Annotated in this window: 17 protein-coding genes and 1 pseudogene; 15 read left to right on the top strand and 3 right to left on the bottom strand. The window is 59.7% G+C overall.

What is annotated here, in order from left to right; genetic code table 11:
* Nucleotides 1–38: 38 nt before the first annotated feature.
* Nucleotides 39–1,274, bottom strand: a complete 1,236-nt coding sequence (locus Q8O14_07785; protein ID MDP2360638.1) for a M48 family metallopeptidase — start codon at nt 1,272–1,274, stop codon at nt 39–41.
* Between the two features lie 128 nt (nt 1,275–1,402).
* Between Q8O14_07785 and Q8O14_07780 the strand changes: the two genes are divergently transcribed.
* The 5 genes and pseudogenes from Q8O14_07780 to Q8O14_07760 all read left to right on the top strand — a co-directional run bounded on the left by Q8O14_07780 (nt 1,403) and on the right by Q8O14_07760 (nt 7,039).
* Nucleotides 1,403–2,056 (top strand): class I SAM-dependent methyltransferase, encoded by a 654-nt coding sequence (locus Q8O14_07780; GenBank protein ID MDP2360637.1) that lies wholly within the window; start codon nt 1,403–1,405, stop codon nt 2,054–2,056.
* A 78-nt stretch (nt 2,057–2,134) separates the two neighbouring features.
* Nucleotides 2,135–3,037: pseudogene (locus Q8O14_07775) on the top strand (zinc metalloprotease HtpX).
* A gap of 1 nt (nt 3,038) precedes the next feature.
* Nucleotides 3,039–3,734, top strand: coding sequence for a pirin family protein (locus Q8O14_07770; GenBank protein ID MDP2360636.1), 696 nt, complete (start codon nt 3,039–3,041; stop codon nt 3,732–3,734).
* Between the two features lie 144 nt (nt 3,735–3,878).
* On the top strand, nt 3,879–5,042 hold the full coding sequence (locus Q8O14_07765; protein MDP2360635.1) for an FIST N-terminal domain-containing protein: 1,164 nt from the start codon (nt 3,879–3,881) through the stop codon (nt 5,040–5,042).
* A gap of 2 nt (nt 5,043–5,044) precedes the next feature.
* Complete coding sequence (locus Q8O14_07760) at nt 5,045–7,039, top strand: response regulator (GenBank protein MDP2360634.1); 1,995 nt, start codon at nt 5,045–5,047, stop codon at nt 7,037–7,039.
* 271 nt (nt 7,040–7,310) lie between these two features.
* On the opposite strand, the gene Q8O14_07755 is transcribed toward Q8O14_07760, so the two are convergent.
* Nucleotides 7,311–8,474, bottom strand: coding sequence for a Fic family protein (locus Q8O14_07755; GenBank protein ID MDP2360633.1), 1,164 nt, complete (start codon nt 8,472–8,474; stop codon nt 7,311–7,313).
* 638 nt (nt 8,475–9,112) lie between these two features.
* Here Q8O14_07755 and Q8O14_07750 point away from each other — a divergent pair.
* The 7 genes from Q8O14_07750 (at nt 9,113) to Q8O14_07720 (ending at nt 18,432) form a co-directional block, all read left to right on the top strand.
* The gene (locus Q8O14_07750) at nt 9,113–10,189 is read left to right on the top strand and encodes a site-specific integrase (protein MDP2360632.1); all 1,077 of its coding nucleotides are present in this window, start codon (nt 9,113–9,115) and stop codon (nt 10,187–10,189) included.
* Between the two features lie 594 nt (nt 10,190–10,783).
* Nucleotides 10,784–12,793 (top strand): AAA family ATPase, encoded by a 2,010-nt coding sequence (locus tag Q8O14_07745; GenBank protein ID MDP2360631.1) that lies wholly within the window; start codon nt 10,784–10,786, stop codon nt 12,791–12,793.
* A gap of 774 nt (nt 12,794–13,567) precedes the next feature.
* Nucleotides 13,568–14,470: a hypothetical protein gene (locus Q8O14_07740; GenBank protein MDP2360630.1), complete on the top strand. Its 903-nt coding sequence runs from the start codon at nt 13,568–13,570 to the stop codon at nt 14,468–14,470.
* A 160-nt stretch (nt 14,471–14,630) separates the two neighbouring features.
* Nucleotides 14,631–15,320, top strand: a complete 690-nt coding sequence (locus Q8O14_07735; protein MDP2360629.1) for a hypothetical protein — start codon at nt 14,631–14,633, stop codon at nt 15,318–15,320.
* 200 nt (nt 15,321–15,520) lie between these two features.
* Nucleotides 15,521–15,934, top strand: coding sequence for a hypothetical protein (locus Q8O14_07730; GenBank protein MDP2360628.1), 414 nt, complete (start codon nt 15,521–15,523; stop codon nt 15,932–15,934).
* Between the two features lie 151 nt (nt 15,935–16,085).
* A complete protein-coding gene (locus Q8O14_07725) occupies nt 16,086–17,015 on the top strand; it encodes a nucleotide-binding protein (GenBank protein ID MDP2360627.1) in 930 nt (309 codons plus the stop codon).
* Between the two features lie 142 nt (nt 17,016–17,157).
* A complete protein-coding gene (locus Q8O14_07720; GenBank protein MDP2360626.1) occupies nt 17,158–18,432 on the top strand; it encodes a HEPN domain-containing protein in 1,275 nt (424 codons plus the stop codon).
* A gap of 509 nt (nt 18,433–18,941) precedes the next feature.
* Here Q8O14_07720 and Q8O14_07715 read toward each other — a convergent pair.
* The gene (locus Q8O14_07715; GenBank protein MDP2360625.1) at nt 18,942–19,985 is read right to left on the bottom strand and encodes an IS110 family transposase; all 1,044 of its coding nucleotides are present in this window, start codon (nt 19,983–19,985) and stop codon (nt 18,942–18,944) included.
* Nucleotides 19,986–20,768: 783 nt separating this feature from the next.
* On the opposite strand from Q8O14_07715, the gene Q8O14_07710 reads away from it, so the two are divergent.
* The 3 genes from Q8O14_07710 to Q8O14_07700 all read left to right on the top strand — a co-directional run bounded on the left by Q8O14_07710 (nt 20,769) and on the right by Q8O14_07700 (nt 22,624).
* Entirely contained in the window at nt 20,769–21,476 is a 708-nt protein-coding gene (locus Q8O14_07710) for a hypothetical protein (protein ID MDP2360624.1), read from the top strand.
* Nucleotides 21,477–21,538: 62 nt separating this feature from the next.
* The gene (locus Q8O14_07705; protein MDP2360623.1) at nt 21,539–21,850 is read left to right on the top strand and encodes a hypothetical protein; all 312 of its coding nucleotides are present in this window, start codon (nt 21,539–21,541) and stop codon (nt 21,848–21,850) included.
* Between the two features lie 24 nt (nt 21,851–21,874).
* Nucleotides 21,875–22,624 (top strand): hypothetical protein, encoded by a 750-nt coding sequence (locus tag Q8O14_07700; protein ID MDP2360622.1) that lies wholly within the window; start codon nt 21,875–21,877, stop codon nt 22,622–22,624.
* The last annotated feature ends 146 nt before the right edge of the window (nt 22,625–22,770 follow it).

Genomic DNA, 22,770 nt, shown 5'->3' with positions numbered 1-22,770 from the left:
GACGGGGCAGGCTGTCCGCCCGCACCCATCCTTTCCGCTCAGATCATCCGCCGCCGCAAGGCGGCGATCCTGTCCAGGAGCGGGGGGTGGCTGTGGTGGAGCCAGACTGTGAAGGGATGGGGGGTCAGGTTGCTCAGGTTCTGCACCGCCAGCTTCTTCAGCGCCGTGATCATCTCGTCGGGCTTGGCCGTGGCGGCGGCAAAGGCGTCCGCCTCCAGCTCCTGGCGCCGGGCCAGGGCCTGGATCGCCACGCCGATCAGCGTGGCCAGGGGGGAGACGAGCAGGGCGAAGAAAACGAGGCCGGCGTGGATCGACCGCTGCTCCATGCGGAAGGCGGCGAAGAGTCCCTCATTGTCCAGGAAGAACGTGCAGAGCCAGCACCAGAAGCCCAGGGTGAGGAAGGAGGTGGCGATCCTCATCCAGACGTGGTGACGCTTGTGGTGCCCGATCTCGTGGGCCAGGACGGCGAGCAGCTCGCCCACGTCGAGGCGGGCCAGGATCGTGTCGTAGAGGGCGATGCGGCGGAAGCGGCCGAAGCCGGTGAAGTAGGCGTTGCCCTTGGTGGAGCGGCGCGAGCCGTCGATGGTGTAGATGCCTTTCATCTTGAAGGCGTGCTGGTGGGCGAAGCGCTCGATAGCGGATCTCAGCTCGCCCTCCGGCAGGGGGACGAACTTGTTGAAGAGGGGCAGGATGGTCACCGGCGCGACGAAGATCATGAGCAGGCTGAAGCCGATGATGGCCAGCCAGACCAGCAGCCAGGCCGTCGCGCCATAGGTCTGGAAGAGCCAGATGACGGCCGAGAGGACGAGACCGCCCAGGATGACCGCCAGCAGGAGGCCCTTGAGCTGGTCGACGACAAAGGTCCGGACCGTGCTGCGGTTGAAGCCGAAGCGCTCCTCGATGACGAAGGTGCGGATGAGGGCGAAGGGCAGGTCGATGATGGTGAGGAGGAGCATCAGGACGGCGAAGAAGAGCAGGCCGGTGGCCAGGGGCGGCCAGCCGGGAGTGCGGGCCACCTCGTCGACCAGATTGAAGCCGCCCAAGAGCAGGAAACCCAGCGTGAGCGGCAGCATGATGGTGGATCGGACCAGTGAAAGGCGATTGGTCGCCTTGGTGTAGAGCTGGCTCTTGGCATAGCTGTCCGCGTCATGGGAGCCTTCCATCTCGGCTGGTAGCTTCAGGGACAGGCCCTTCCAGTCCAGGATGATGGAGGTCGTGCTGAGCAGGTAGTCCAGCACCAGGATGGCGATGATGAGGAGCAGATAGCTTGTCATGACAACTCCCAGCCGGTTGATACCTGAATTGCCGACAGCATGATGGCGAACCAGGGCGAGAGGAGGAAAGCATGTGCGGCGCGAATGCAGACGGGGAGGGAGGCCGGCGACCAGCCGGGGGGGGACGGATGAGACGGGAGCCGCCCCCCTCCGCGCGGCGCGACGCCGCTTGGCTGCACGTGCCCGCCGCCGACTACGAGGCCCACATGGCGCACCCCGCCGTAGGACAGTCCGCCGTGCTGGCCGGGCTCCTGGCGGAAGCCGTGTCCCGGCAAGGACCCCGGCGGCGGCTGCTCTGCGGCTGCGCCACGGGCAACGGCCTGGAGGTCCTGACCGGCCGGAACCTGGAGCGGATCACCGCCGTGGACCTGCAGCCCGACTACCTGGATCTGGCCCGCGCCCGCCACGCCGCCGCCCTGCCGACCCTGGAACTGGTCCAGGCCGACCTGGAGGAATGGCGGCCGGAGGCCGGGGCCTACGACCTGATCTGGTGCGCCCTCCTCCTGGAATACCTGGACAGCGCTTCCTTCCTGCGGCGCATGGCGGACGCCCTGGCCGCGCAGGGCCGCCTGCACGTGGTCCTGCAACTGCCCGCCGCCGGCCAGCAGGCGGTCACGGCGACGCCCTTCACCACCCTGCGCGTGCTGGAGGATGCCATGCGTCTGGTGGATCCCCGCCGCCTGGCGACTGAGGCGGCCGCCGCCGGCCTCCGCTGCCTGGAAGAGCGGCGCCTGTCCCTGGCCAGCGGCAAGGCCTTCCACCTGGCCGTCTTCGCGGCCTGACGGCCAGGTGGGAACCTGGAGGCGGGGATGCGGCGTTTGCGCCGTCCTTTGATAGCATCAACAAAATTGGAGACACCCATGGACGCGACACCTGGACGTGCCGCAAGCCTCCCGCGGACGCCGGGGGGATTCGCCAACCAGCTGCGCACCGTCCTCCTGCTGGGAGCCCTCTCGGTGGTGCTGGTGCTCATCGGCGGCGCCCTGGGCAAAGCTTATCTGTGGCTCTTCACCGGCCTGGCCGTGGCCATGAACGTGGGCGCCTAATACTTCTCGGACAAGCTGGTGCTGCGCATGAACGGGGCGCGCGAGCTGCCTGAGCACGAACTGCCCGCTCTGCGCCGCATGGTGGGGGAGCTGGCCGCGCGGGCCGGCCTGCCCCTGCCGCGCCTCTTCGTCATCCACGATTCCCAGCCCAACGCCTTCGCCACGGGACGCAACCCGGAGCACGGCGTGGTGGCGGTCACCACCAGCCTCATGGCCCTGATGAACGAGCGCGAGCTGAAGGGCGTCATCGCCCATGAGCTGGCCCACATCCGCCACCGGGACATCCTGGTGGCTTCCGTGGCGGCCACCATCGCCGCCGCCGTGGCGATGATCGCCCAGGTGGGCCACTTCGCCATGCTCTTCGGCGGTCGCGACGATGAAGAGGAGGGCAACCCGCTGGGCGCCCTCCTGCTGATGATCGTGGCTCCCATCGCCGCCACCCTGATCCAGTTGGGCATCTCCCGCTCCCGCGAGTACCTGGCCGATGCCGGCGCCGCCCGCCTGACGGGGGATCCCGCGGGACTGGCCTCCGCCCTGGAGAAGCTGCGCCGGGGGGCCGAGCTGCATCCGCGCGAGCAGGCTCCGGCCACGGCCAGCCTCTTCATCATGAACCCGCTGGGCGGCGGGCGCCGCCTCGCCACCCTCTTCTCCACGCATCCGGCGGTGGAGGAGCGGGTGCGTCGGCTGCGTCAGATGACCCTGCTCCCGGAGGCCTGAGATGATGTCGATCCGACCCGCCGGCCAGCGGGGCCACGCCGACCACGGCTGGCTGGACAGCTGGCACAGCTTCTCCTTCGCCGATTACATCGATCCAGCCTGGATGGGCTATCGCGCCCTGCGCGTGCTCAACGAGGACCGGGTGGCGCCCGGGCGGGGCTTCGGCCTGCATCCGCACCGGGACATGGAGATCGTCACCTGGGTGCTGGCCGGCACCCTGCGCCACGAGGATTCGCTGGGCAACCGCTTCGACATCCGGCCGGGCGAGGCTCAGCGCATGAGCGCCGGCACAGGCATCCTGCACAGCGAGACCAACCCCTCCTCCACGGAGGAGGTCCATCTTCTGCAGATCTGGCTGCTGCCGGCGCGCCGGGGGTTGCCGCCGGGTTATGAGCAGCGTCCCCTGGGCGGCCCGCGCAGTGACGGCTGGCGTCTCCTGGCGGCTCCGGCTGGCGAAGGCGCGGCGGTGACGATCCAGGCCGACGCCCGCATCCTGGTGGGCGACCTGGCCGCGGGGCAAAGCCTGCGGTGGCCGCCCGCGCCGGGGCGCGGGCTGTGGCTCCAGGTGGCGGCCGGCCGCCTGGAGCTGGACGGCCAGGAGCTGGCCGCCGGCGACGGGGCCCATGGCGAAGAGGGGGGCGTCACGCTGGTGGGCCGGGAGACCGCCAGCCAGGTGCTGCTCTTCGACCTGGCCTGAGGCCGATCCCCCGGCTTTTCCACTGTCGCCGTGCTTCATTCATGGGGGCCGGTTGACGATATTCCCTGGCGCGTCCATCAGGTTCACGTCACATGACGTTCCCGCCAAGGCCACGGTCTGGACGCAGATCGGAAGGACATGGCCATGCAGTACCGGTCAGCCTCCACCCTCAATCCCGATCCCTACCGGGCTGGAATCCAGATTGGCGACGCTTTGCGCAGTGTGGATCCAGAAGTGATTCTGCTCTTCGCCTCCATCAGCTACGACCCGGATTTCTCCGAGTTCTTCTCCGGCCTGCAGGACGCCCTGGAAGGACGTTCCCCGCTGATCGTGGGGGGCACGGGGGACGGCATCTTCGAGCGCAACCTGGCCGCGGATTACGGGGTGTGTGCCCTGGGCATGAACTCGGGGGGCGCCGTGCGCTGGTCGACGGCCCTGAGGCGCGGCGTGGGTGGAGACTCCCGCAGCGCCTCCCGGGAGGCCGCCCGCGAGGCGGCGGCGGGGCTGGACGGCGATCCTGCCTTCTGCTTCGTCCTGGCGGATGGACTGCAGGCCGACGGCACGGAGGTGGTCGCCGGCCTGCGCGAGATCCTGGCGATCCCCTTCTTCGGCGGCTTGAGCGGCGATGATCGCAACTTCACGCGCAGCCGCATCTTCCATGGGGGGAGGGAGCACGAGGACGCCGTGGTGGTGCTGCTGGGTTCGGGTCCGCTGCCCTTCCTCCTGCAGGCGGCCAGCGGCTGGACCCCCATGGGCGAGGAGGGGGTGGTCGAGGAGGTGGCGGGCCGGCGCTTGGGCCGCATCTCGGGGCGGCCCGTGCGGGACTACATCTCGCAGCAGATCGGCCGCGTGATGGGCGCCACCGATCTGGGCGTGATGCCCTTGGCCGTGTACACGGACGAGCAACAGGGGCGCTTCTTCCTGCGCTCCTCGGCCGGGCTGGACGAGGGGGACGGCTCCACCACCCTCTTTGGCAGCCTGCCGGCCGGCATCCGGGTGAAGGTCTGCGCCGCCTCGCGCGAGGAGGTGCTGGACGGCGTGCGGGAGGCGGTGGCGAGCCTGAAACCCTGGCCCAGCGGTTTCCAGCCGGGCGCCGCCGTGCTGATCAGCTGCGCCGGACGGAAGTGGTACTTGGAGGACACGGGCCGCCGGGAGTTGGAAGCCTTCCAGCAAAGCCTGGGCCTGGACCTGCCCCTGGTCGGCATCCCCTCCTTCGGCGAGATCGGACCCTTCCGCCTGGCTGACGGCCGCACCACGCCCCCTTGCTTCCACAACGTCACCTTCGTTCTCTGCCTGCTGGGAGCCTGAGGATGGACGGGCGCCTGTTCAGCCTGGTGATGCCACCCCCGCCCGGCTTCGCCATCTGCCACGAGTTCGTCCGGCGGGAGTTCCGCACCAGCCCCTTCGCCCTGCTGGTGAGAACAGAGAAGGACGGGCGGGTCTTCCTGGGTGATCTGCTGCCCAAACTGAGCGGCATCGTGGTCACGGTGGGGGTCGAGCCGGCCTGGACCGCCTGGCATGACCACTTCTTCCATTTCCAGGTGAGCGCCGATGCGCTGCCCCACTTGGCCCCGGTCGTGCGGCCGGTCCTCCACCTGCTGGAGAAGCTGCGGGAAAGCGCCGATGAGCAAACCCTGCTCCAGTTGGAGTTGAAGCGGGCCATCGAGAGCCGGAACCGCATGGTGGACGAGTTCGACCACAACCGGACCGGCCTGCTGCGCGAGATCGACGAACGGCGCCAGGCCCAGCGGCGCTTGGAGGAGTCCGAAGGCCGCCTGAGCAGCATCTACGACGCATCCCCCGACGGCATCCTCGTGCTGGACCTGGAGACGGGCCGCTTCGTCTCCGGCAACGCCCGCATCTGCCAAATGCTGGGCTGCGGCCAGGACGATCTGCCCCACCTGGGGGTGGAGGACATCCATCCGCCGGAGGCTTTGCCCGCCATCCGGGAGGTGCTGGCCGACCAGGCCCGCGGCAGCCAGCGGGTGGCGGTGGACATTCCCCTGCTTCGCCGTGACGGCAGCCGGTTCTTCACCGACATCAATGCCCAGACAATGCAACTGGGGGGGCGCCCGCACCTGGTGGGCCTCTTCCGCGACGCCACCGCGAGGAGAAGTTTGGAGGAGGAGCGCCGCCAGCTCCAGGACCAGCTTCTGCAGTCGCGCAAGATGGAATCGGTGGGACGCCTGGCCGGCGGCGTCGCCCATGACTTCAACAACATGTTGGGGGTCATCATCGGCTTCACCGATCTCCTTCTCTCCCAGGTGCCGCCGGGAGCGCCCACCCGGCACGAGATCGAGGAGATCCGCAGCGCCGCCCAACGCTCGGCGGAGTTGACCCGCCAGCTGCTGGCCTTTGCCCGCAAGCAGCCCGTCATGCCCCGCGTGCTGGACCTGCGCCTGACGGTGGACGGCATGCTGGGGCTGCTGGGGCGCCTCATCGGCCCGCGCATCCACCTCTCCTGGACCGCGGACGAGGATCTCTGGCCGGTCAGGCTGGACATCACCCAGGTGAACCAGGTTCTCACCAACCTCTGCGTCAACGCGCGGGATGCCCTGGGCGGCAACGGCCGCATCGAGCTGGAGGCGGCCAACCTGCACCTGGACCCGGCCGCCTGCGCCGCGATGCCCGATGCCCAGCCCGGCGATTATGTGCGGCTGAGGGTGTGCGACGAGGGCGAGGGCATGTCGCCCGAAGTGCTGCAGCACCTCTTCGAACCCTTCTTCACGACCAAGGAGCTGGGACGGGGGACGGGCATGGGCCTGGCCACCGTCTATGGCATCGTCCGGCAGAACAAGGGCTTCATCGTCGTGAAGAGCGCGCCCGGACAGGGCACCTGCGTGGATGTCCACCTGCCGCGCCACGCGCCGGAAGGGAAAGTGGATCCGGCTTCGGACCCGCCGCCGGGCAGTGCCCGGAACCAGGGTGCGATGGTGCTGCTGGTGGAGGATGAGCCGCGCCTGCTCGCCATGTGCCGGCGACTGCTGGATGGCATGGGCTGCCGCGTGCTGGCGGCGGGAACGCCCGGCGAGGCGCTCCGCCTGGCCCAGGAGCACAACGGACACCTGCACCTGCTGGTCACGGATGTGATGATGCCGGAGATGAACGGGCGTGAGCTGGCCGACAAGCTGCACGCCACTCATCCGAAGCTGCGCTGCCTCTTCATGTCTGGCTACTCGGCGGATGTCCTGACGGCCAACCTGGGGTCGGTGTCAGGCTGCCGCTTCCTGCAGAAGCCCTTCTCCTTGCAACAATTCAGCACGGCCGTGCGACAGGCCCTGGACGAGGCGCCGACGGGCGCATGAGGCGCGTCCGGCCTTGACCGCGAACACGGCAATGGGACTTGATGTAAGCCGGGACGATCAGGACGCTCATTGTCAGCCAGCAACTGGTATTTGTCGTCATGATCTGGCACCGTGCCCTGTGCAAATACCGTGAGTCCAACTGGAGCTTCCATTTCGAATTCTCTCATTGCTCCCCCAAATGCCCATCGGTACTTCTGTTGCCCTCACAACCTAGCGTGACAAAATCTGAATTTCGTGTTGCTCAGACAGCGGCAATCACGATCCTCACGTCTCACAGCGGCTCTGTTCCCTCGTTCAGTATCGCCAAGTACCGGCTGTAAGCGAACACCCGGTCGCGTCGACGGCCCGTGAGTTCACGCAGGATGCCCAGTTTCCCCAACGCATCGATTTGCTTGGCAGCCGTCGGGTAGGTGACGCCCGTGCGAGCGGCCAAATCACTGACTGTGACCACAGGCCGTGCGCGCAGGGCGTCGAAGACCCGCAGGGTGCCGGCGGCTTGGCGGCCCAGGCCGCGGACACGGGCGGTGTCCTCCTGAAAGAGGGCCAGCAAGCGATGTGCCGTCTCCACGGCGCCACTGGCAGTCTGCTCCGTGCCTTCGATGAAGAAGTCCAGCCAGGCCTCCCAGTCTCCATCCAGCCGCACGGCGTCCAGCAGCCGGTAATACTCGGCGCGGTGCTGCTTGAAGAAGAGACTCAGGTAGAGGAGCGGCTGCCGCAGCACCTGGGCATCGTGCAGCATCAGCGCGATGAGCAGGCGGCCCACGCGGCCGTTGCCGTCCAGGAAGGGGTGGATGGTCTCGAACTGCACATGGGTCAGGGCCACCTTCACGAGGATGGGCAGGCCGCTTGCTTCCTCGTGAATGAAGCGTTCCAGCGCCGCCACACAGTCCTCGACCCGGTTGGCAGGTGGCGGCACGTAGCGGGCGTTGCCGGGGCGCGTGCCGCCGATCCAGTTCTGGCTGCGGCGATACTCACCCGGCATCTTGTCGGCCCCACGCCCGCGAGCGAGGAGCACGCCGTGGACCTCGCGCAGCAGGCGGCTGGAGAGCGGAAACCCATCGCCCAGACGCATCAACCCGTGCTCCAGCGCCGCGACGTAGTTGGACACGTCCACCACATCATCAATGGGCACGCCCGGGGCTTCCTCCAGCTCGAAGAGGAGAAGCTCGGAGAGCGAGGACTGCGTGCCCTCGATCTGGGAGGAGAGCACGGCTTCTCGCCGCACATAGGCGTAGAGAAACAGGTCAGGGTCAGGTAGCAAGGCAGCAATGCCATCGAGCCTTCCACAGGCGAGCTGGGCTTGTTCCAGCCGGCGCTGGCGCAGGCCGGTGAGATCGATGGGCTGTTCGGGCGGAAGCGGAGCGGGCACGAAGGCTTGAACCTGCTCACCTGCGACGGCGGTGGACTCATAGTGACCGGTCAATCCACGATGCATCGGGTTGTCCTCCTGATCACGCTCGCTTGAATAGCAAACGATGCTATTAAATCAAATCGATTCTTGCTTTAATATCCCACGAGCCCAGGATCATCTCCTCCCGGCGCACCTTCGGGGCGGATTTGGACTGGCGCTGGTTGCACGCTCCATCTGAAGCCCGCATGAAGCCCGCAGTTTCACGCTGATGGCGCATGGGGAAGGCCCAACGGTGGTACCGTCGGCCAGGTGGGACCTGGGTGGGAATGAAATCAAAAAGGGATCCGCCTCGCGGCGGAACCCTTTGACCTTCAAACTCCTGAGGAGGGACTTGAACCCCCAACCTAGTGGTTAACAGATAAGAAACCACTCGGTTTGACTCCTCCAGACTCGTCCAGCCTTCTCCATAATTATCAATCATATCAAAGACTTCGCCTCTGGCGACTTGTTAAGAGAACGCAAGTTATCCATACTCATGCAGGCTAGAAAAGGAGACAGGAAGGAGACAGGGTCAACCGTTTGGTTCGTCTCCTCGAATAATTAAACGGTTGAAACGGCCAGGATCGGGGGACACAGTGCGGCGAATTCGGTTTACCCAAAAGGCCCTGGAAGAGCTCAAAACGGACCTCCCGCGGGAGTGGATCTATGATGAGCAGGTCCCATTGCTTGCGCTGATGATCACCAAGAGCGGCGGGAAGTCCTTCTACGTCGTCAAGACACGGGAAGGGAAACGGAACTTCGTTCGCATCGGATCCGCAAATGAAATCCCGATCCCAGCGGCTAGGCGGATGGCCGCTGAGACCCTCTTGAAGATGGCGGCTGGGGAAGTGGTCGGGGCCCCGAAGAAGAGGGCGGTGCGCGTTGCTGCGCACACCCTTGAAGATGCCTACGAGGAATACCACCGCTACCTGGAGCACCACCGCAAGGCGAATTCCATCGCGCAATACGAGCGGCTGTGGATGAAGCACTTGAAGCCTTGGGCCGGCAAGCGCGCCATGCGAGAGGTCCGCAGGCGCGAGGTCGTCGAGCTGCATCAGGAGGTTGGCGAGCACAACGGCCACCACCTTGCCAACCGCGTGGTCGCCTTCTTGCGCGCCATCATCAACCGCTCCATCCGCGAGCACGAGCTGGACATTCCCAACCCGGCGAACGCCATCACGTTCTACCGAGAGGACCGTCGGTCCAGGCGACTGATGCCCGAGGAGCTCCCGGCCTTTTTCCAGGCCGTACGTGATGAGCCGAATGAGGACATCCGCGATTTCGTGCTCATTGCCTTCTTCACGGGCGCGCGCAAGTCCAACGTGCTCACGATGCGTTGGCAGGATGTCTCACTGGACCGAGGGCTCTGGGTGGTGCCAGCCGGGGACTCGAAGAACAGCAAGGAGCTGGACGTGGTCCTGACCGAACGCGTGGTGGAGATCCTGCGCGCCCGTCTTGCCAACACCCAGGGCCTCTACGTCTTCCCAGGGCGCCGCGGCGTGCCGCACATGATGGATCCCAAGATCGGCTGGATGCGGATCTGCGAGAGGGCCGGACTTCAAGGCCTGCACATGCACGACCTGCGGCGCAGCCTCGCCTCCTTCCAGATCGACACAGGGTCACCGCTGGAGATCATCCAAAAAACGCTGGGGCATGAGTCCAAGACCACGACCGAGATCTACGCCAGGCTGGCCCTGGATCCCGTGCGGGTGAGTCTGGAGCGGGCCATGGAAGAGATCTTGAAGTCCGAGACGAAGTAGCCATCGAAATGCTGCCGACTTGTATCACGGATATCAACATGCATAACCTGCGCTGCAGCCTTGCGTCCTTCCAGACGACACCGGCACGCCGCTGGAGGTGATCAAAAAGACTCTGGGCCATGAGTCAAAAGTGACGTCGGAGATCTACGCTAGGATGCCGCTGGAGCCTGTACGGGTTAGCCTGGAGCGGGCGAAGGAAAAGACTTTGAAACCACAGCAGTAGTAGCTTGACTGGCAGGGCGCTTCATATCAAACGCCTACCATTCAACATGGCGCATGTTTTATTGCCCTGAAGTAAACTCTGAGTTCTTGCCGGTCCGTGCGCGCCCCTCAGGCAAAGGCGGATTATGACAGCGCAGGTCTTAACCAGGCCTTCCCCTCCATCCGTCACGACGGCGAGTCTGCACATATCGTGTAAAGCCCTTCCTCTCATGCCACCTTTGCGCACCTTCTCTCGGGCGGATCAGGGGGATGTCCTAGTCGAAAAAGGTCCCGAGGGGGCTTTTCGAGACTGTTCAATCCTTAGCCAACCAAGCAGACGTGGTCCATTTGCACTTGGCGCGGGACAGCTCGGATGAACAGGGAGCATTCACGATGAGACTCAGCAAAGCTCGCATCTGCAAGTACCGTAGCATCCGTGACACCGGCGAGTTCGAGATCGAGACGGGGAAGACGATCCTCGTCGGACCGAATGAAGCTGGGAAGACGGTAATCCTCCAGGCGCTTCAGCAACTGAACGCGCCGAAAGGGAGCGAGAGATTCGAACCGCTTCGTGACTATCCGCGATCCGAGTACAACAAAGACATCGGCCGCGGGGCTACCGATCCATCCGCAATCACAGTCGTCGAAGGTCACTTCACGCTGGAGCCGAGCGACCTGGATGGCCTTCCGGATGGCTACGAGGGATGCACCTTCGTCTGCGGCCGCAAGCTTGACAACAACTCTTGGCACAAGATCGACGGAGGGCCAGCTGTCCCCAACTATGGCGCGTTATCGAAGGACCTAACGCGGCTGGGTGCGCACATCGATAAGCGCAAGGGCGCCGCCGACCCTGCGCCCAGCGCGGCGCTCACTGAACTCGTAAAGGAATGGACCGACACCACGAGCATGGAGGGTGATCGCGCGGCGAAGCTCAAGGCATGGCTGGAGGGCGCGCTTTCGTTGATCGACGAACAGGACCAGCCTGAGGAGGAGCGCTACGACCGCCTTTTAAGGTCGTGCAAGGTGGCGGATGAACGCGCGGTGGCACTCAAACACTTGGCTGGACGCCTGCCCCTGTTCATCCTGTTCAACAACTACTTCCGCGTGCGCCCCCGTATTCACTTGGAACACCTCGCACAGCGCTTGCAGAGTGGCGTACTTGATGACAAACAGTACGACTACGGGAATCTGTGCCTGCTCAAGCTGCTCGGGTTCACCGCGAAGGAGCTTGCTGACCTCGGGAACGCCCCGAAACCCGCTCCCGGAGATGCGGCAGCGCTCCAAGCGTACCAGGACAACCTCGACAAGCGCGACTATCAACTCAACGCAGCGAGCGTTCAACTCACCGAAGAAATCGTCTCGGCTTGGAATCCGAATCCGGACCGCCCGGAAGCAAGCAAACTCCGGATCAAGGCGGACGGTCAATACCTCAAGGTCGTGGTCGAGGATGAGCTGGGCGTTGAGATCGAGCTGGATCAACGGTCCGAAGGCTTTCAGTGGCTCGTATCGTTCTTCGTTGTGTTCTTCGCGGAAGCCGCAGACAGGCACCAGAACGCGATCCTGCTACTCGATGAGCCAGGTCTGCACCTGCACGGGCTCAAGCAGCGGGACTTCCGAGAGACCATCTCCCGCCTCGCCGATAAGAATCAGACACTCTACACAACACACTCGCCGTTCCTCGTCGGCCCGGGCGAGCTTGACATGGTGCGCGTGGTGGACATGCCGGACCGCAAGGTCGGAACCAGGGTCCATGATACGCTATCGTCGGGCGATCCGGCCGCGCTGTTGCCGCTCCAGGAGGCCCTCGGCTACGACCTTGCGCAGAGCCTCTTCTCTCAGACGAGGAATCTCGTCCTGGAGGGCCTGACGGACTACTGGTACTTGGATGCCGTTGCGCAGCTCCTTCGCGGCGCGGGTGCAGTGGACCTCGACGAGAAGATCGCGCTCATCTTCGCCAACAGCGCAGGGAAGGTCGTGTACTACGCGACCATCCTGCACGCCCACAAATTGAAGGTCGCAGCTCTGCTGGACTCTGACGCGGCTGGTGATCAAGCGGCGCAGCAAGATACGCTCGTTCACACGCTGGGAAACAAGAAGATTCTCCGGACGAAGGATACATACACGGGAAAGGTCACTAAGCCGGAGATCGAGGATTTGCTCCGGGAGACCTTAGTGAAGATCGCTTTCGATGATCTGGGCTGGGATGTCAAGGCGACTGCCGCGTCGCAAGATGTTCGCCCAATTGCGGACATCTTCGCGGATAAGATCAGTGGCTTCTCGAAATACAAGCTCGCCAAGGCGTTTTTGCGCTGGACACGGGAACACGAGGCGTCCGACCTAACCGAGGAAGAGCGCACTCAGTGGAAGAAACTGATCGAGGCAATAAACAAGGCTCTCAAGTAGGGGCGGTGGAATGACTGGGACGTTCGCGTTATCGTCATACGCGCGGGTGTCCCAAAACCGGTTGTAGCGGATGGCGCTGAGCGCCGCCACTGAACCGGAGCGTTAGATTCACGGAGAGAGAATGGGTCAGAATCCTCAGGACTCACTTGGACAAGATCCCGATAGTCACAGCTTTGAACTAGCCAAATCCTTTCACAGTCAATTTGCGGAGAACCAAAATCACCATCAAACAATATTTTTACAACTTCTCACGCTCTTACTAACCATATTTGCTGGAAACGGATATTTGTACTCTAAATTAATAGATGATAAATCTTTTAATTTCATTGTTGAGACAATATATTTCTTCCTTCTTATATCGAGTGCCATTCTTACACTTGGGATGGCGCTTGTGTTAAATATGGGATATAATTTCCGTAGAGATCAACTTGCGACTTGTTTAATCAGAAAAAGAGCTAAGGCGATGACCAATTGCATAGATACTACATATTTTCTCGCCTCATTCAATCCTTCAAAACATACTGGCCTAATTTCTTGGGTTCCGGGCTTCCAATTCATCTTCTTTTTATTTCTCTTCTTGCTAAAACCGTTTCTCATTACCGGGGTTGTATTCGGTAGTATGACACAGCCATGTTCTTGCACATTCACTGTATTGATGTCAATATCGCTTTTTATTTCTATTCTGAGTATAACTTTGGATATGTTTCTATTTTGTTTTTTCAAACATAAATGGACTAAATTTGCACATGATAATTCCATAAGAATTGATTAGGGATGATCATCACTTGGAATCATTGCTCTCAGCCAACTTTACGCCCGTCACGGCGCTTGCAGTCAGACTTGAGACAAACGTCGGTAGGAAATGGCAAGCGCCGCGCCATGCGCGTCGCGGCTGAAGCCACCGTTATACGCATGATGGAGAGCGAGGCAGTGAGCGAAATACTCGATAATGCAGTTGATTCGCTGGAGTTCGGAATTGGCATCTGGTTACATGGCGAATACGAAACGGCGCCAAAGCATGCGATTCTGAACATATTTCACGCCGTTGAGCTTCTTCTCAAAGAACGTTTGTTTCGCGTACATTATTTACTAATCTACAAAAATATCGATAAGCCAATTTCGGATGAATCAAACACCGTTGGTCTCGAGGATGTGTTGGCGAGATTTTTCAATTTAGGTATTGTATTGTCAGATGATGACATAAAGACATTAAGAGATTTAAAGAGGCGTCGTAATCGTATTGAGCATCACATTTTTAAAGTTGACCCAAGCCACAAGTTATCCGTTGGAAAGGCGTTGAAGTTCATATATTATTTCTTGCGTGATCATCTAGGAACCGAACTTGAAGATGTTCTTTCTGAAGAGGATATATATAATAAAGTCAGTCAGGAGATATTTGATTATGAAGAACAACTGTGCGAGGCATTAAGAGAAGTTGCACTTGAGACTACTCCAAAATCTAAAGACGATCTAGTATCTATGCCTCCATGTGGCACTTGTCCAGATTGCGGCAATGAAACAATTGTTATTGGATCATCGAGAGGTGATTATTGCTTTTTGTGTAGAGAAGAGAAATCGATGGAGCAATGTCCAATTTGCGAAAAATATGTAGGATTCAAAGAACTTGAAAGTTATGAGATATGCGCCAATTGTGAAGAAAGAAGATGGGCGAAGTAAAAGCGTATAACACTGCTTAAAGCCGACTTTGCACCTGTCACGGCGCTTGCAGTCGGAAGCGAAAGTAAACGTCGGTTTGAAAAGGCAAGCGCCGCGCCAGGTGCGTCGCGGCTGAAGCCACCGTTAGGTTGCAATGAGCAATTACACTCTCGGAGGATCCATGAACGATAGAGTCCGTTCCAATCCTAGAATTTCAGTGAACAAGCTTGGCGAGTACATGGTAGCGTCAGCTGCAAGACGGCGCGGCCTTGTTCGCGATCAGAAGCGACCGCGTGATTTCATCGTGGCACGGTACAGCGATGCTTACACTGCCATCCGTGAGTTTCTGGTCAGCGGCGGTGCAGATTTCTCCTCTCTCGATCGTGCGATTTCACGACTTGAGACAGCAAGCACAACAAGCGAGTGGCAGGAGCAGGACCGTCAGCTTTCGATCGAGGCGATCGAAGCTTTCATTGATCTCAGCGACAGCCTTGATCTGGCAAATTTCAGAGCTACTGCGACCGAAGGTGACGCGCCTCAACTGACGATCGCGGGTGTATCAGTAAGCGTCAGGCCTGAGCTTCTTCTACAGGGAACACGCCCTGATGGTAACTCAACTGCTGGCGCGATCAAGCTTTGCATTGCGAAGAACTCGCCACTCGGCATTGATGCTGGACATTATGTGGCTACTGTAGTTCATCAGTACCTTACAGATTGTCTTCGTCCTGCCGCCCTTCTTGAACCAAGCGCCTGCATCGTTCTGGATCTGTTTGCGCGCGAGATCTACGTCGCACCGAGATCATTCAAGCGCAAGCGAACAGACATAGAGGCTGCTTGTGAGGAAATTGCACGAGCGTGGTCTGCTGTGTAACATGCAACCTAACATCGCTTGCAGCCGACTTTGCGCCTGTCACGGCGCTTGCAGTCGGAATTGAAGCAAACGTCGGTAGGAGAAAGGCAAGCGCCGCGCCAGGCGCGTCGCGGCTGAAGCCACCGCTAGCCATATCAGAAACCCTCTGACACAAATGATTCGGAAAAACTTCGGATGGACAGTGAACTTGTGGAGCCATCATGTCGAGTGCGATTGAAATTGCATATGTGCGTACGCTTTCTAAAGCTGAGGACAGGAAGGACAAAAGGAAGATCGTTCGAGTTGCAAATACTGTATTACAGGAGTTAGGTGGCCGAGGAAAGTGGCTGAAAATCTCTAACTCTAATCGCAGAATCTATCGCCAATGTTATGGAGGCGGAAATGTTTCGGGTCTATCAGCAGATACAATTGAATTGGATTACGATGGATTATCTGAGCTTGGATTAGTTAAGAATTGTGGGAGGGAGATTGTCAAGCTCTTGCCAGTAAGTTCGTTCATCGGTCAATTGAATCATCCGGATGATAAGCACAGATGGGTGATTAGGGTAAGCATATTGGCCATCATTATGGGCATCATAATTTCATTGATAACATTAAAATTTGCAAATGGCTAACATTGCTTGCAGCCGACTTTGCGCTTGGTCACGGCGCTTGCGAGCTGGACTTGATGGAACGTCAGAGGGGAACAGGCAAGCGCCGCGCCAGGCGCGTCGCGGCTGGTGCCACCGTTAGGCTGAGTCAATTATCACCATCAGGGAGCTCACGATGTTCAATATTCTAGTTTCGGGAACTATAGATAGCTGGGAAAACGGAGAATATACTTTCGAAAGAGGCAGAGTGGCGATTGAATACACTTCGAATGAGCTCAGTGAGCGATATAGAGAGCTAGATGCTACCGCAATTGAAGAACTGCAGAACTTCCCTACTCTTTTCATGATAGAGCGCGAAGAAGGGGCCTCTCATATAGGTAAAATCTTGAGTATAGTAACCGCTGGACAAAGAGTTACTATCAGATTCGAAATGGACGAGTCGATTCCGGCCTTAGATGTTGGCACTATTGACAGAGTAAGAGCAAGTCTTGATATTGGTCGATGGGAACTCTACAGAACTCATTGGGCCGTCAAAAATGTGGATTTGGTGAGTGTCTTAATTCAAAATGAGATAATAAGTGAAGAGGTAGCACGTTCGTCAAATGTTTTCAGATCATACTATTTTGAGCCGACCAGAGCAGCGATCACAGGTGAAGCAGAACCTCTTCAAAGAAGAAGAGTATTTCTGGTCCACGGCCAAGACGAGATCGCCAAACTTGATGTGAAGAACTTTTTGGTAGCGATTGGATTAGATCCTGTAATAATGCAGGCTCAGGCGAGCGCTGGCATGACGATTATTGAGAAATTGGAGGCGAATGCTGACGTTATATTTGCTGTAATATTATACACGCCGTGTGATATGGGAGCAAGGTACTTCAGTCTGAATCTGAATTTGAGAGCTAGGCAAAATGTAGTATTTGAGCATGGGTTCTTTACGGCTAAACTAGGTCGAAGTCGTGTTGTAGCCTTGAAAAGAAACGGAGTCGAACTCCCTAATGACTTCAGCGGAGTCATATTTGTCGAATTTGATGATAGTAATAGGTGGAAATCAGAACTTGTGCGAGAAATGAATGCGGTCGGTCTCGAGGTGCGTGAACCAGCCTAACACTGCTTGCAGCCGACTTTGCGCCTGTCACGGCGCTTGCAGTCGGAAGGGATAACGAAGCGCTGGTGGGAGAAGGCAAGCGCCGCGCCAAACGCGTCGCGGCTGAAGCCACCGTTAGGTCTATCAAAACTACGGAAAGCTCATGAGCTACGATCTGAGTAAAGTCGCAAGAGCACTAACGGAGTCTCAACAGTTTGCTGAACCGGGCATGAACTTGTCCGATCCGAAAACCAATTTGCGAGTTATTTCTTCTCAAGACCACGGATCAATTACAATCAGGGACAATGGATGTATCTTGTTTAATGAAGCTGTTCATGAGCTATTAAAAGATGAAGACCTCGCAGAACTTGTGGGACAAGAAGCAATAGAAAACGAAGTGAAAAAATTGGTGATCGCTAAGTATTTTAGTGATAATCGCACAATTGATCGTGAAGAGATAAAAACGAGCATTATCAAAAGAGTCAAAGAAGATATTGGAGACTGGATCGTATTTCACCCCATAATAAATCTGGACATGAAAGGTGCATTTGAGATAGGTGCCATTCGTTTCTTGCCGCTAGAGATGGCTTTAGCTGAATCAACAAGATGCGTGATGAGTTATGCATTCCCTGGAGAGGCTGACGATCAGGAATCTCAAAGAGGACTAGGGCTAAGATGCATACATATGGCAATAGGGAACGGCAATTGCTACGCCAGGGTGGTTGTGCGAGCTCACAAGCAGCAGTGCATTAATCACTCTAAAATAATGGTCGAATATATAATCAATGCTGTTCGTGCATTTTCATCAATGTTCTATAATTACTCTGAGAAGAGGATTTTCGGCTTACCTGAAGAGGTTAGTTCAAATCGGTCATGGACAATTTCAATTGGTACACCAAGTGGGTCCTTCAATACGACAAACGAATTGCATGGATTTGAGCGGCCATTTGTTTTTGACAAGGATGTTTACGCTAGATTGTGTAAAGTTATAAATATTAGCAAATTAGTTGCTCCACTATCGAGAGTAAGAAAAACCTGGAATTCTCTAGAATCGGCAACTCTAAGTGCCGCTATTTCCCTCGGAAGATCAGTAGTTGCTCCTAGACTGGATCAAGCCTTTCTCGGTTGTGCCATTGCAATTGAGAGATTGTTGATACCGGACGGAAGTGAATCTACCGTGGAACGCTTTTCAGATAGATTGGCATTATTAATAGGCAATAACAAAGATCAGCGTATGCAAATTGCCAAATCAGCGAGAAGATTGTATGACTTACGATCTAGGATAGTGCACGCCGCCTACACAAGCATTGAACGTTCAGATCATTTAGAGTTAGAAAGGCTCGCTATCTACGCACTTTTGGCGGTTATAAATGATGAAACTGTTTATGTTTTGCATGAAGCATTCTGCCTTCAATTAAATGCGAAAAAATATGAATGACACATTTCAAAAAGATCTAACACTTATGAGGTCTCCAGAGTCAAGGGCGCGCAAGGGCCCCTTCCGACTTTTCTTCGGTTCTTTGATGCGAAGGGATTGAGGCGAATCCCGACTTGGTTTCATTGGCAGGCACAGGGTGGGAATCCTGCACCAAACACCTATTGAGGGTCACGAATCGGCAGTGCCGATCCGGCAAGAGCCGTGCTCTTGGCGCCCTAGAAATCCATCGGTGCCCACGTACCGGCCTTGTCACTGCTTGGGCTCGGCGGTTGCCGTCCAGTTTGTTGCAGGCTCGGGGATGGGGCAGGATCCTTTCCTCAATCCCTTCCGGCTTTGGATCGGGTGGCCCGCCAATCACTGCTGGGGCTCGGGGCCTTGTGTCCGAAGACCGCGGTCGGGGTCGTGGCCCCAGGGTTGTCGATCCGGTTCTCCAGGAATCGGATCGGCGGTCGTCGCCGGTTCGCCCCTTGTCGTCCAGTTAGACGTCGGGCTGGGCCGCCCGAGATCGATCACGCCGCCAGGAAGCGGGCCCGATCGAAGGTTTCGCTGCGTTTCAACATGTGGTAGACGGTCCTTCCAATTCGATGGGCCAGGATGGACAGGGACTTGCCCTTGCCATGCTTCTTGACCAAGCGGTTTCGGTAGGTGCGGATTCCGGCATCGAGGCGCAGCTGGCTGACGGCGGCTTCGGAGAAGGCCCACTTCAAGAAGGGGTTGCCGATCTTGCGGCCGCCGGACCCGCTCCTCTTTCCGCCGGATTCATGGGCACAGGCCACGAGCCGGGCATAAGAGACGAAGTCCTGGACGCGGGGAAAGCGGGTCAGGTCATGGATCTCGTACATGATGGTCATGGCCAGGATGGGACCGATGCCGGGGACGGTGCGCAAGAGGTCCAGCGTGCGGGGTTGATCGGCCTGCGCCTTGACCAGAAGTTCGCGCTCCAAGGTGGTGATCTGCTGGTCCAGGAATTGGATGATGTCAATGTCCAGCTCCACGGCGCGGCGGGTCATGGGATCGTGAAGGCGCTCGATCACCTGAGGCGCGGCGGCGCGGCGTCTGCCGCTCAAGGCCAGGGCCGAGAGGTTGGCCTGGCTGTTGGTGTTGGCGACATGGGCCAAGAGGTCGGCGCGGAAGCGGACCAGGTTGGTGCGGCGGCGCAAGAGATCGCGCGTGGAGCGCATGCCGGCGGGGTAGGCGTAGGCCATGGGAAAGGCCCCGCTTCTCAAGAGGACGGCGAGTTTCCTGGCGTCCAGCTTGTCGTTCTTGGCTTTGGCACCGTGGATGGCTTTCATGTAGAGGGCGTGGCCGAGAACAAAGGCGATGCCTTCGGCGTGGCAGAGATCCGCCAGCCAGTACCATGTGAACATGCACTCGGCGCCGACGACGAGGTCGTCACGAAAGGGCGCGATGGCGTCCAGGAAGGCCGCCGGGTCGGCGGGCAGATTCTGGTGCAAGCGGATTTCACCGGCCGAGTCCAGCATGCAGAGATACATGGTGCTGGCGTGCAAGTCGACTCCGCAGGTGAACGTGTGCTGGCCTGGGTAGAATCGCATGGTCTCCTCCTTTCTGGGTTGGGATACCCCACGCGTATCGGGTGATGCGCGCAGGGAGGAGACCTCTATGAAGATCACTGCTTGCAGCCGACTTTGCGCCTGTCACGGCGCTTGCAGTCGGAAGGGATAAGAAACGTCGGTAGGAAAGGACAAGCGTCGCGCCAGGCGCGTCGCGGCTGATGCTGCGGAGCCAATGTCCTCGCCAACTTCTCCTTCAGTGCTGACGTACAAAGCCGCAGCGTTCGCCTAAGCACTTGATCACATTGAAAATTGGCTTCTCGAAAACCGCGCAGCCGCTGCTGGAGCGGGCTGTAGGCCATACCGAGCACGGTTTGCAGAAGACTTGCCTCGGAAGCCCCCGTCCATCAACGGGGCCTCCGGTTCGTGTTTCACCCCCTCGTATCTTGGCTCCCGTAGCCTCACACGAGCCGCACGCCTGGAGCCAATCATGTCTTGCCCGAATAGATTCCAGCCCCCCGCCGATCATCGGCGCGTTCATCATTGCGCCCTCTCCCGATCCGTTCTGCTGATCCTCTTCTAACCCGGACCGACAGTCAAGGCCTGGCTGATTACCAGGCTTAAGCAGGGACTTGTCCGCCCGGGCTTCCTCATGCCCAATCCATTCCCGTGAAATGCACGGGTCGGGTGATCCATGTCTGTGGGTCTCCTGGGCGGACTCTGTCCACACCCACAACTCTGTCGGCCCGGCGCGCACCAGCGCCCGGGTCTTGATCATGCCTCCTGGCGGCTACGCGCCGGCGCTGACCCAGCGCTGGAGCCATCATGCTGCCCACCAGACAAGACGCCTTCACACCCGCGTCCACCACCAACTACCTCGCCCTCGCGGCTCGCGAGCCGGCTTTGCCGCCCACGTTGTCGGACTTCCTGGCTCTGCTGGGACCAGCAGCCAAGACTCAACAACAGGCTCGTCACGCGGCCCTTTCCGCCTGCATTCGCCACCTGCAGGCGGGCATGCCGGAAGCCGCCAGCATCCAACTCTGGCTGCTCGTCTCCTACGCCCCGGCACTGCAGGCCTTGGCTGGTCGCTATCGCATGACGGGCAGCAGCCTGGAAGAGACCGAGAGCTCCGTGATCATGGCGTTTCTGGAAACCCTGATGGGACTGGGGGAAGGGCGCCTGACGGACCCGTGTTTGGCGCATGAGCTCTTGCGCGACACGAAGCTGAGACTTCGCGTGGCCCTTGGGCTGAGGGACTACCAGCGTGTGGCGAAGGTGAACGTCGCGCCCGACGAAGTCGTCATGCAAGATCATGTCCCGGATGAGCGCGTCGACGCCTACCAATCCCTTCAGGACCTGATCCAGGACATGCCTCTCACCGATGCCGAACGTGGCCTGCTGGTCGGTCTCTACGTCTACGGGTACTCGCTGCAAGAGATGGCATCCATGTTGGGCGAAGCCTACGACACCACGCAGAAACGCCACAACAGGCTGCTGAAACGGTTGCGTCAAAAAGGAGAGAGAATCTCCTGACCCCTGTCCGATTTCGGCCTTTTCGCCGCCCCTTTGGTGGGAAAGGACGAAGGAGAGACAGGATGTCCGAGCCCACACCCACAGACGCCACCAAGGTCGACCAGATCGAAGCCCGCGTGCGCGGCGCCTTCCTGGAGCTGGCCCTGACCGTCGGCGGCATCGTCGCCGAGCACCCGACCCGGGACCCGGTCGTGTTCGCCATCAGCCGCTCCGTGGAAAAGGCCTACCGCTCCTGCATGGCGCCACTGGCCGACCTGCGCGAGAGCGGCGCCGACGAGCCCAAGCCCACCGTGATCAACCTGCGCCGGCACCCGGCCATCCTGCACCTCCTCTCCGTCATCGAGACGAAGTCCAGACACGAGCTCAAGCACTAATCCACACCACAAGGAGGACCCATCATGGGCCGGTTCGATGGCATGAACAAGAGCTACGAGGAGCACGACCTGCAGAGCGGGCGCTACCTCAAGTTTGAGGACGGTGACAAGCACCTGGTCGCCTTCCTGGGCGAGCCCCACATCCGCGAGGTCTATTGGGATGGCACGACTTACCACCCCTGGACGGAAGGCTGCGGGAAGGAGAAGACGCTCAAGACCAGCATGAACGTGGCCGTGCTGGAGAACAAGAACGGCGCCTACATCCTCAAGGCCGTGAAGGTCCTGGAGAACTCGAAGACCTTCTACAAGCAGGTGTCCAAGATGGACACCAAGTACGGCGTCGACAGCCAGATCTTCGAGATCGAACGCACCGGCACGAAGGCCAAGGACACGAGCTACACTGTCTTGCCCGAGGCCACCATCACCCCCGCCCTGCGCGTCCAGCTCGACGCCTTGGACCTCTTCGACCTGACGTCGGACGGCAGCGATGATGGCGCCAAGTCCACCAAGCCCGAGCCCGCGGCCATCCTCACCCAGACAGATGGCGACGCGCTCATCGCCCGCCTCAAGGCGCTGAAGGCCACGCTGGGCGACGCCCAGGGCGGCCAGATGATGGGCGACTTCCTGGCCAAGTTCTCCATCGCCAAGATCCGCGACCTCCCCGCCAAACACCTCGCGGCGGCCCAGAGCTGGGTCACGCAGGAGGAAGAGGCCGCGCGCCACGCGGCGGCGGATGGTGGCGGCGCGCCGGGCGATGAAGACCCCTTCAACTAGTCCCTGCAGCCCCCACGTCCCGGGCCCGGTCGGCACACGCGCATCTCATGCCGGCCGGGCCCACTCCACGCCACGAATGCCAGTGAGAAATCATGCCCCAAGACGCGACGGACTACTCGGCCTTGCTTGAAGCATCAGCACCGCCT

This window comes from bacterium, from assembly GCA_030685015.1.
Taxonomy (GTDB): Bacteria; CAIWAD01; CAIWAD01; order CAIWAD01; family CAIWAD01; genus CAIWAD01.
The sequence above is the reverse complement of the archived record's forward strand: the minus strand, read 5'-3'. Positions and strand labels throughout refer to the sequence as shown.

Coding starts and splice junctions, on each gene's coding strand:
- Q8O14_07785 (MDP2360638.1), bottom strand. CDS start 1,274: ATGACAAGCTATCTGCTCCTCATCATCGCCATCCTGGTGCTGGACTAC.
- Q8O14_07780 (MDP2360637.1), top strand. CDS start 1,403: ATGAGACGGGAGCCGCCCCCCTCCGCGCGGCGCGACGCCGCTTGGCTG.
- Q8O14_07770 (MDP2360636.1), top strand. CDS start 3,039: ATGATGTCGATCCGACCCGCCGGCCAGCGGGGCCACGCCGACCACGGC.
- Q8O14_07765 (MDP2360635.1), top strand. CDS start 3,879: ATGCAGTACCGGTCAGCCTCCACCCTCAATCCCGATCCCTACCGGGCT.
- Q8O14_07760 (MDP2360634.1), top strand. CDS start 5,045: ATGGACGGGCGCCTGTTCAGCCTGGTGATGCCACCCCCGCCCGGCTTC.
- Q8O14_07755 (MDP2360633.1), bottom strand. CDS start 8,474: ATGCATCGTGGATTGACCGGTCACTATGAGTCCACCGCCGTCGCAGGT.
- Q8O14_07745 (MDP2360631.1), top strand. CDS start 10,784: ATGAGACTCAGCAAAGCTCGCATCTGCAAGTACCGTAGCATCCGTGAC.
- Q8O14_07740 (MDP2360630.1), top strand. CDS start 13,568: ATGATCATCACTTGGAATCATTGCTCTCAGCCAACTTTACGCCCGTCA.
- Q8O14_07735 (MDP2360629.1), top strand. CDS start 14,631: ATGAACGATAGAGTCCGTTCCAATCCTAGAATTTCAGTGAACAAGCTT.
- Q8O14_07730 (MDP2360628.1), top strand. CDS start 15,521: ATGTCGAGTGCGATTGAAATTGCATATGTGCGTACGCTTTCTAAAGCT.
- Q8O14_07725 (MDP2360627.1), top strand. CDS start 16,086: ATGTTCAATATTCTAGTTTCGGGAACTATAGATAGCTGGGAAAACGGA.
- Q8O14_07720 (MDP2360626.1), top strand. CDS start 17,158: ATGAGCTACGATCTGAGTAAAGTCGCAAGAGCACTAACGGAGTCTCAA.
- Q8O14_07715 (MDP2360625.1), bottom strand. CDS start 19,985: ATGCGATTCTACCCAGGCCAGCACACGTTCACCTGCGGAGTCGACTTG.
- Q8O14_07710 (MDP2360624.1), top strand. CDS start 20,769: ATGCTGCCCACCAGACAAGACGCCTTCACACCCGCGTCCACCACCAAC.
- Q8O14_07705 (MDP2360623.1), top strand. CDS start 21,539: ATGTCCGAGCCCACACCCACAGACGCCACCAAGGTCGACCAGATCGAA.
- Q8O14_07700 (MDP2360622.1), top strand. CDS start 21,875: ATGGGCCGGTTCGATGGCATGAACAAGAGCTACGAGGAGCACGACCTG.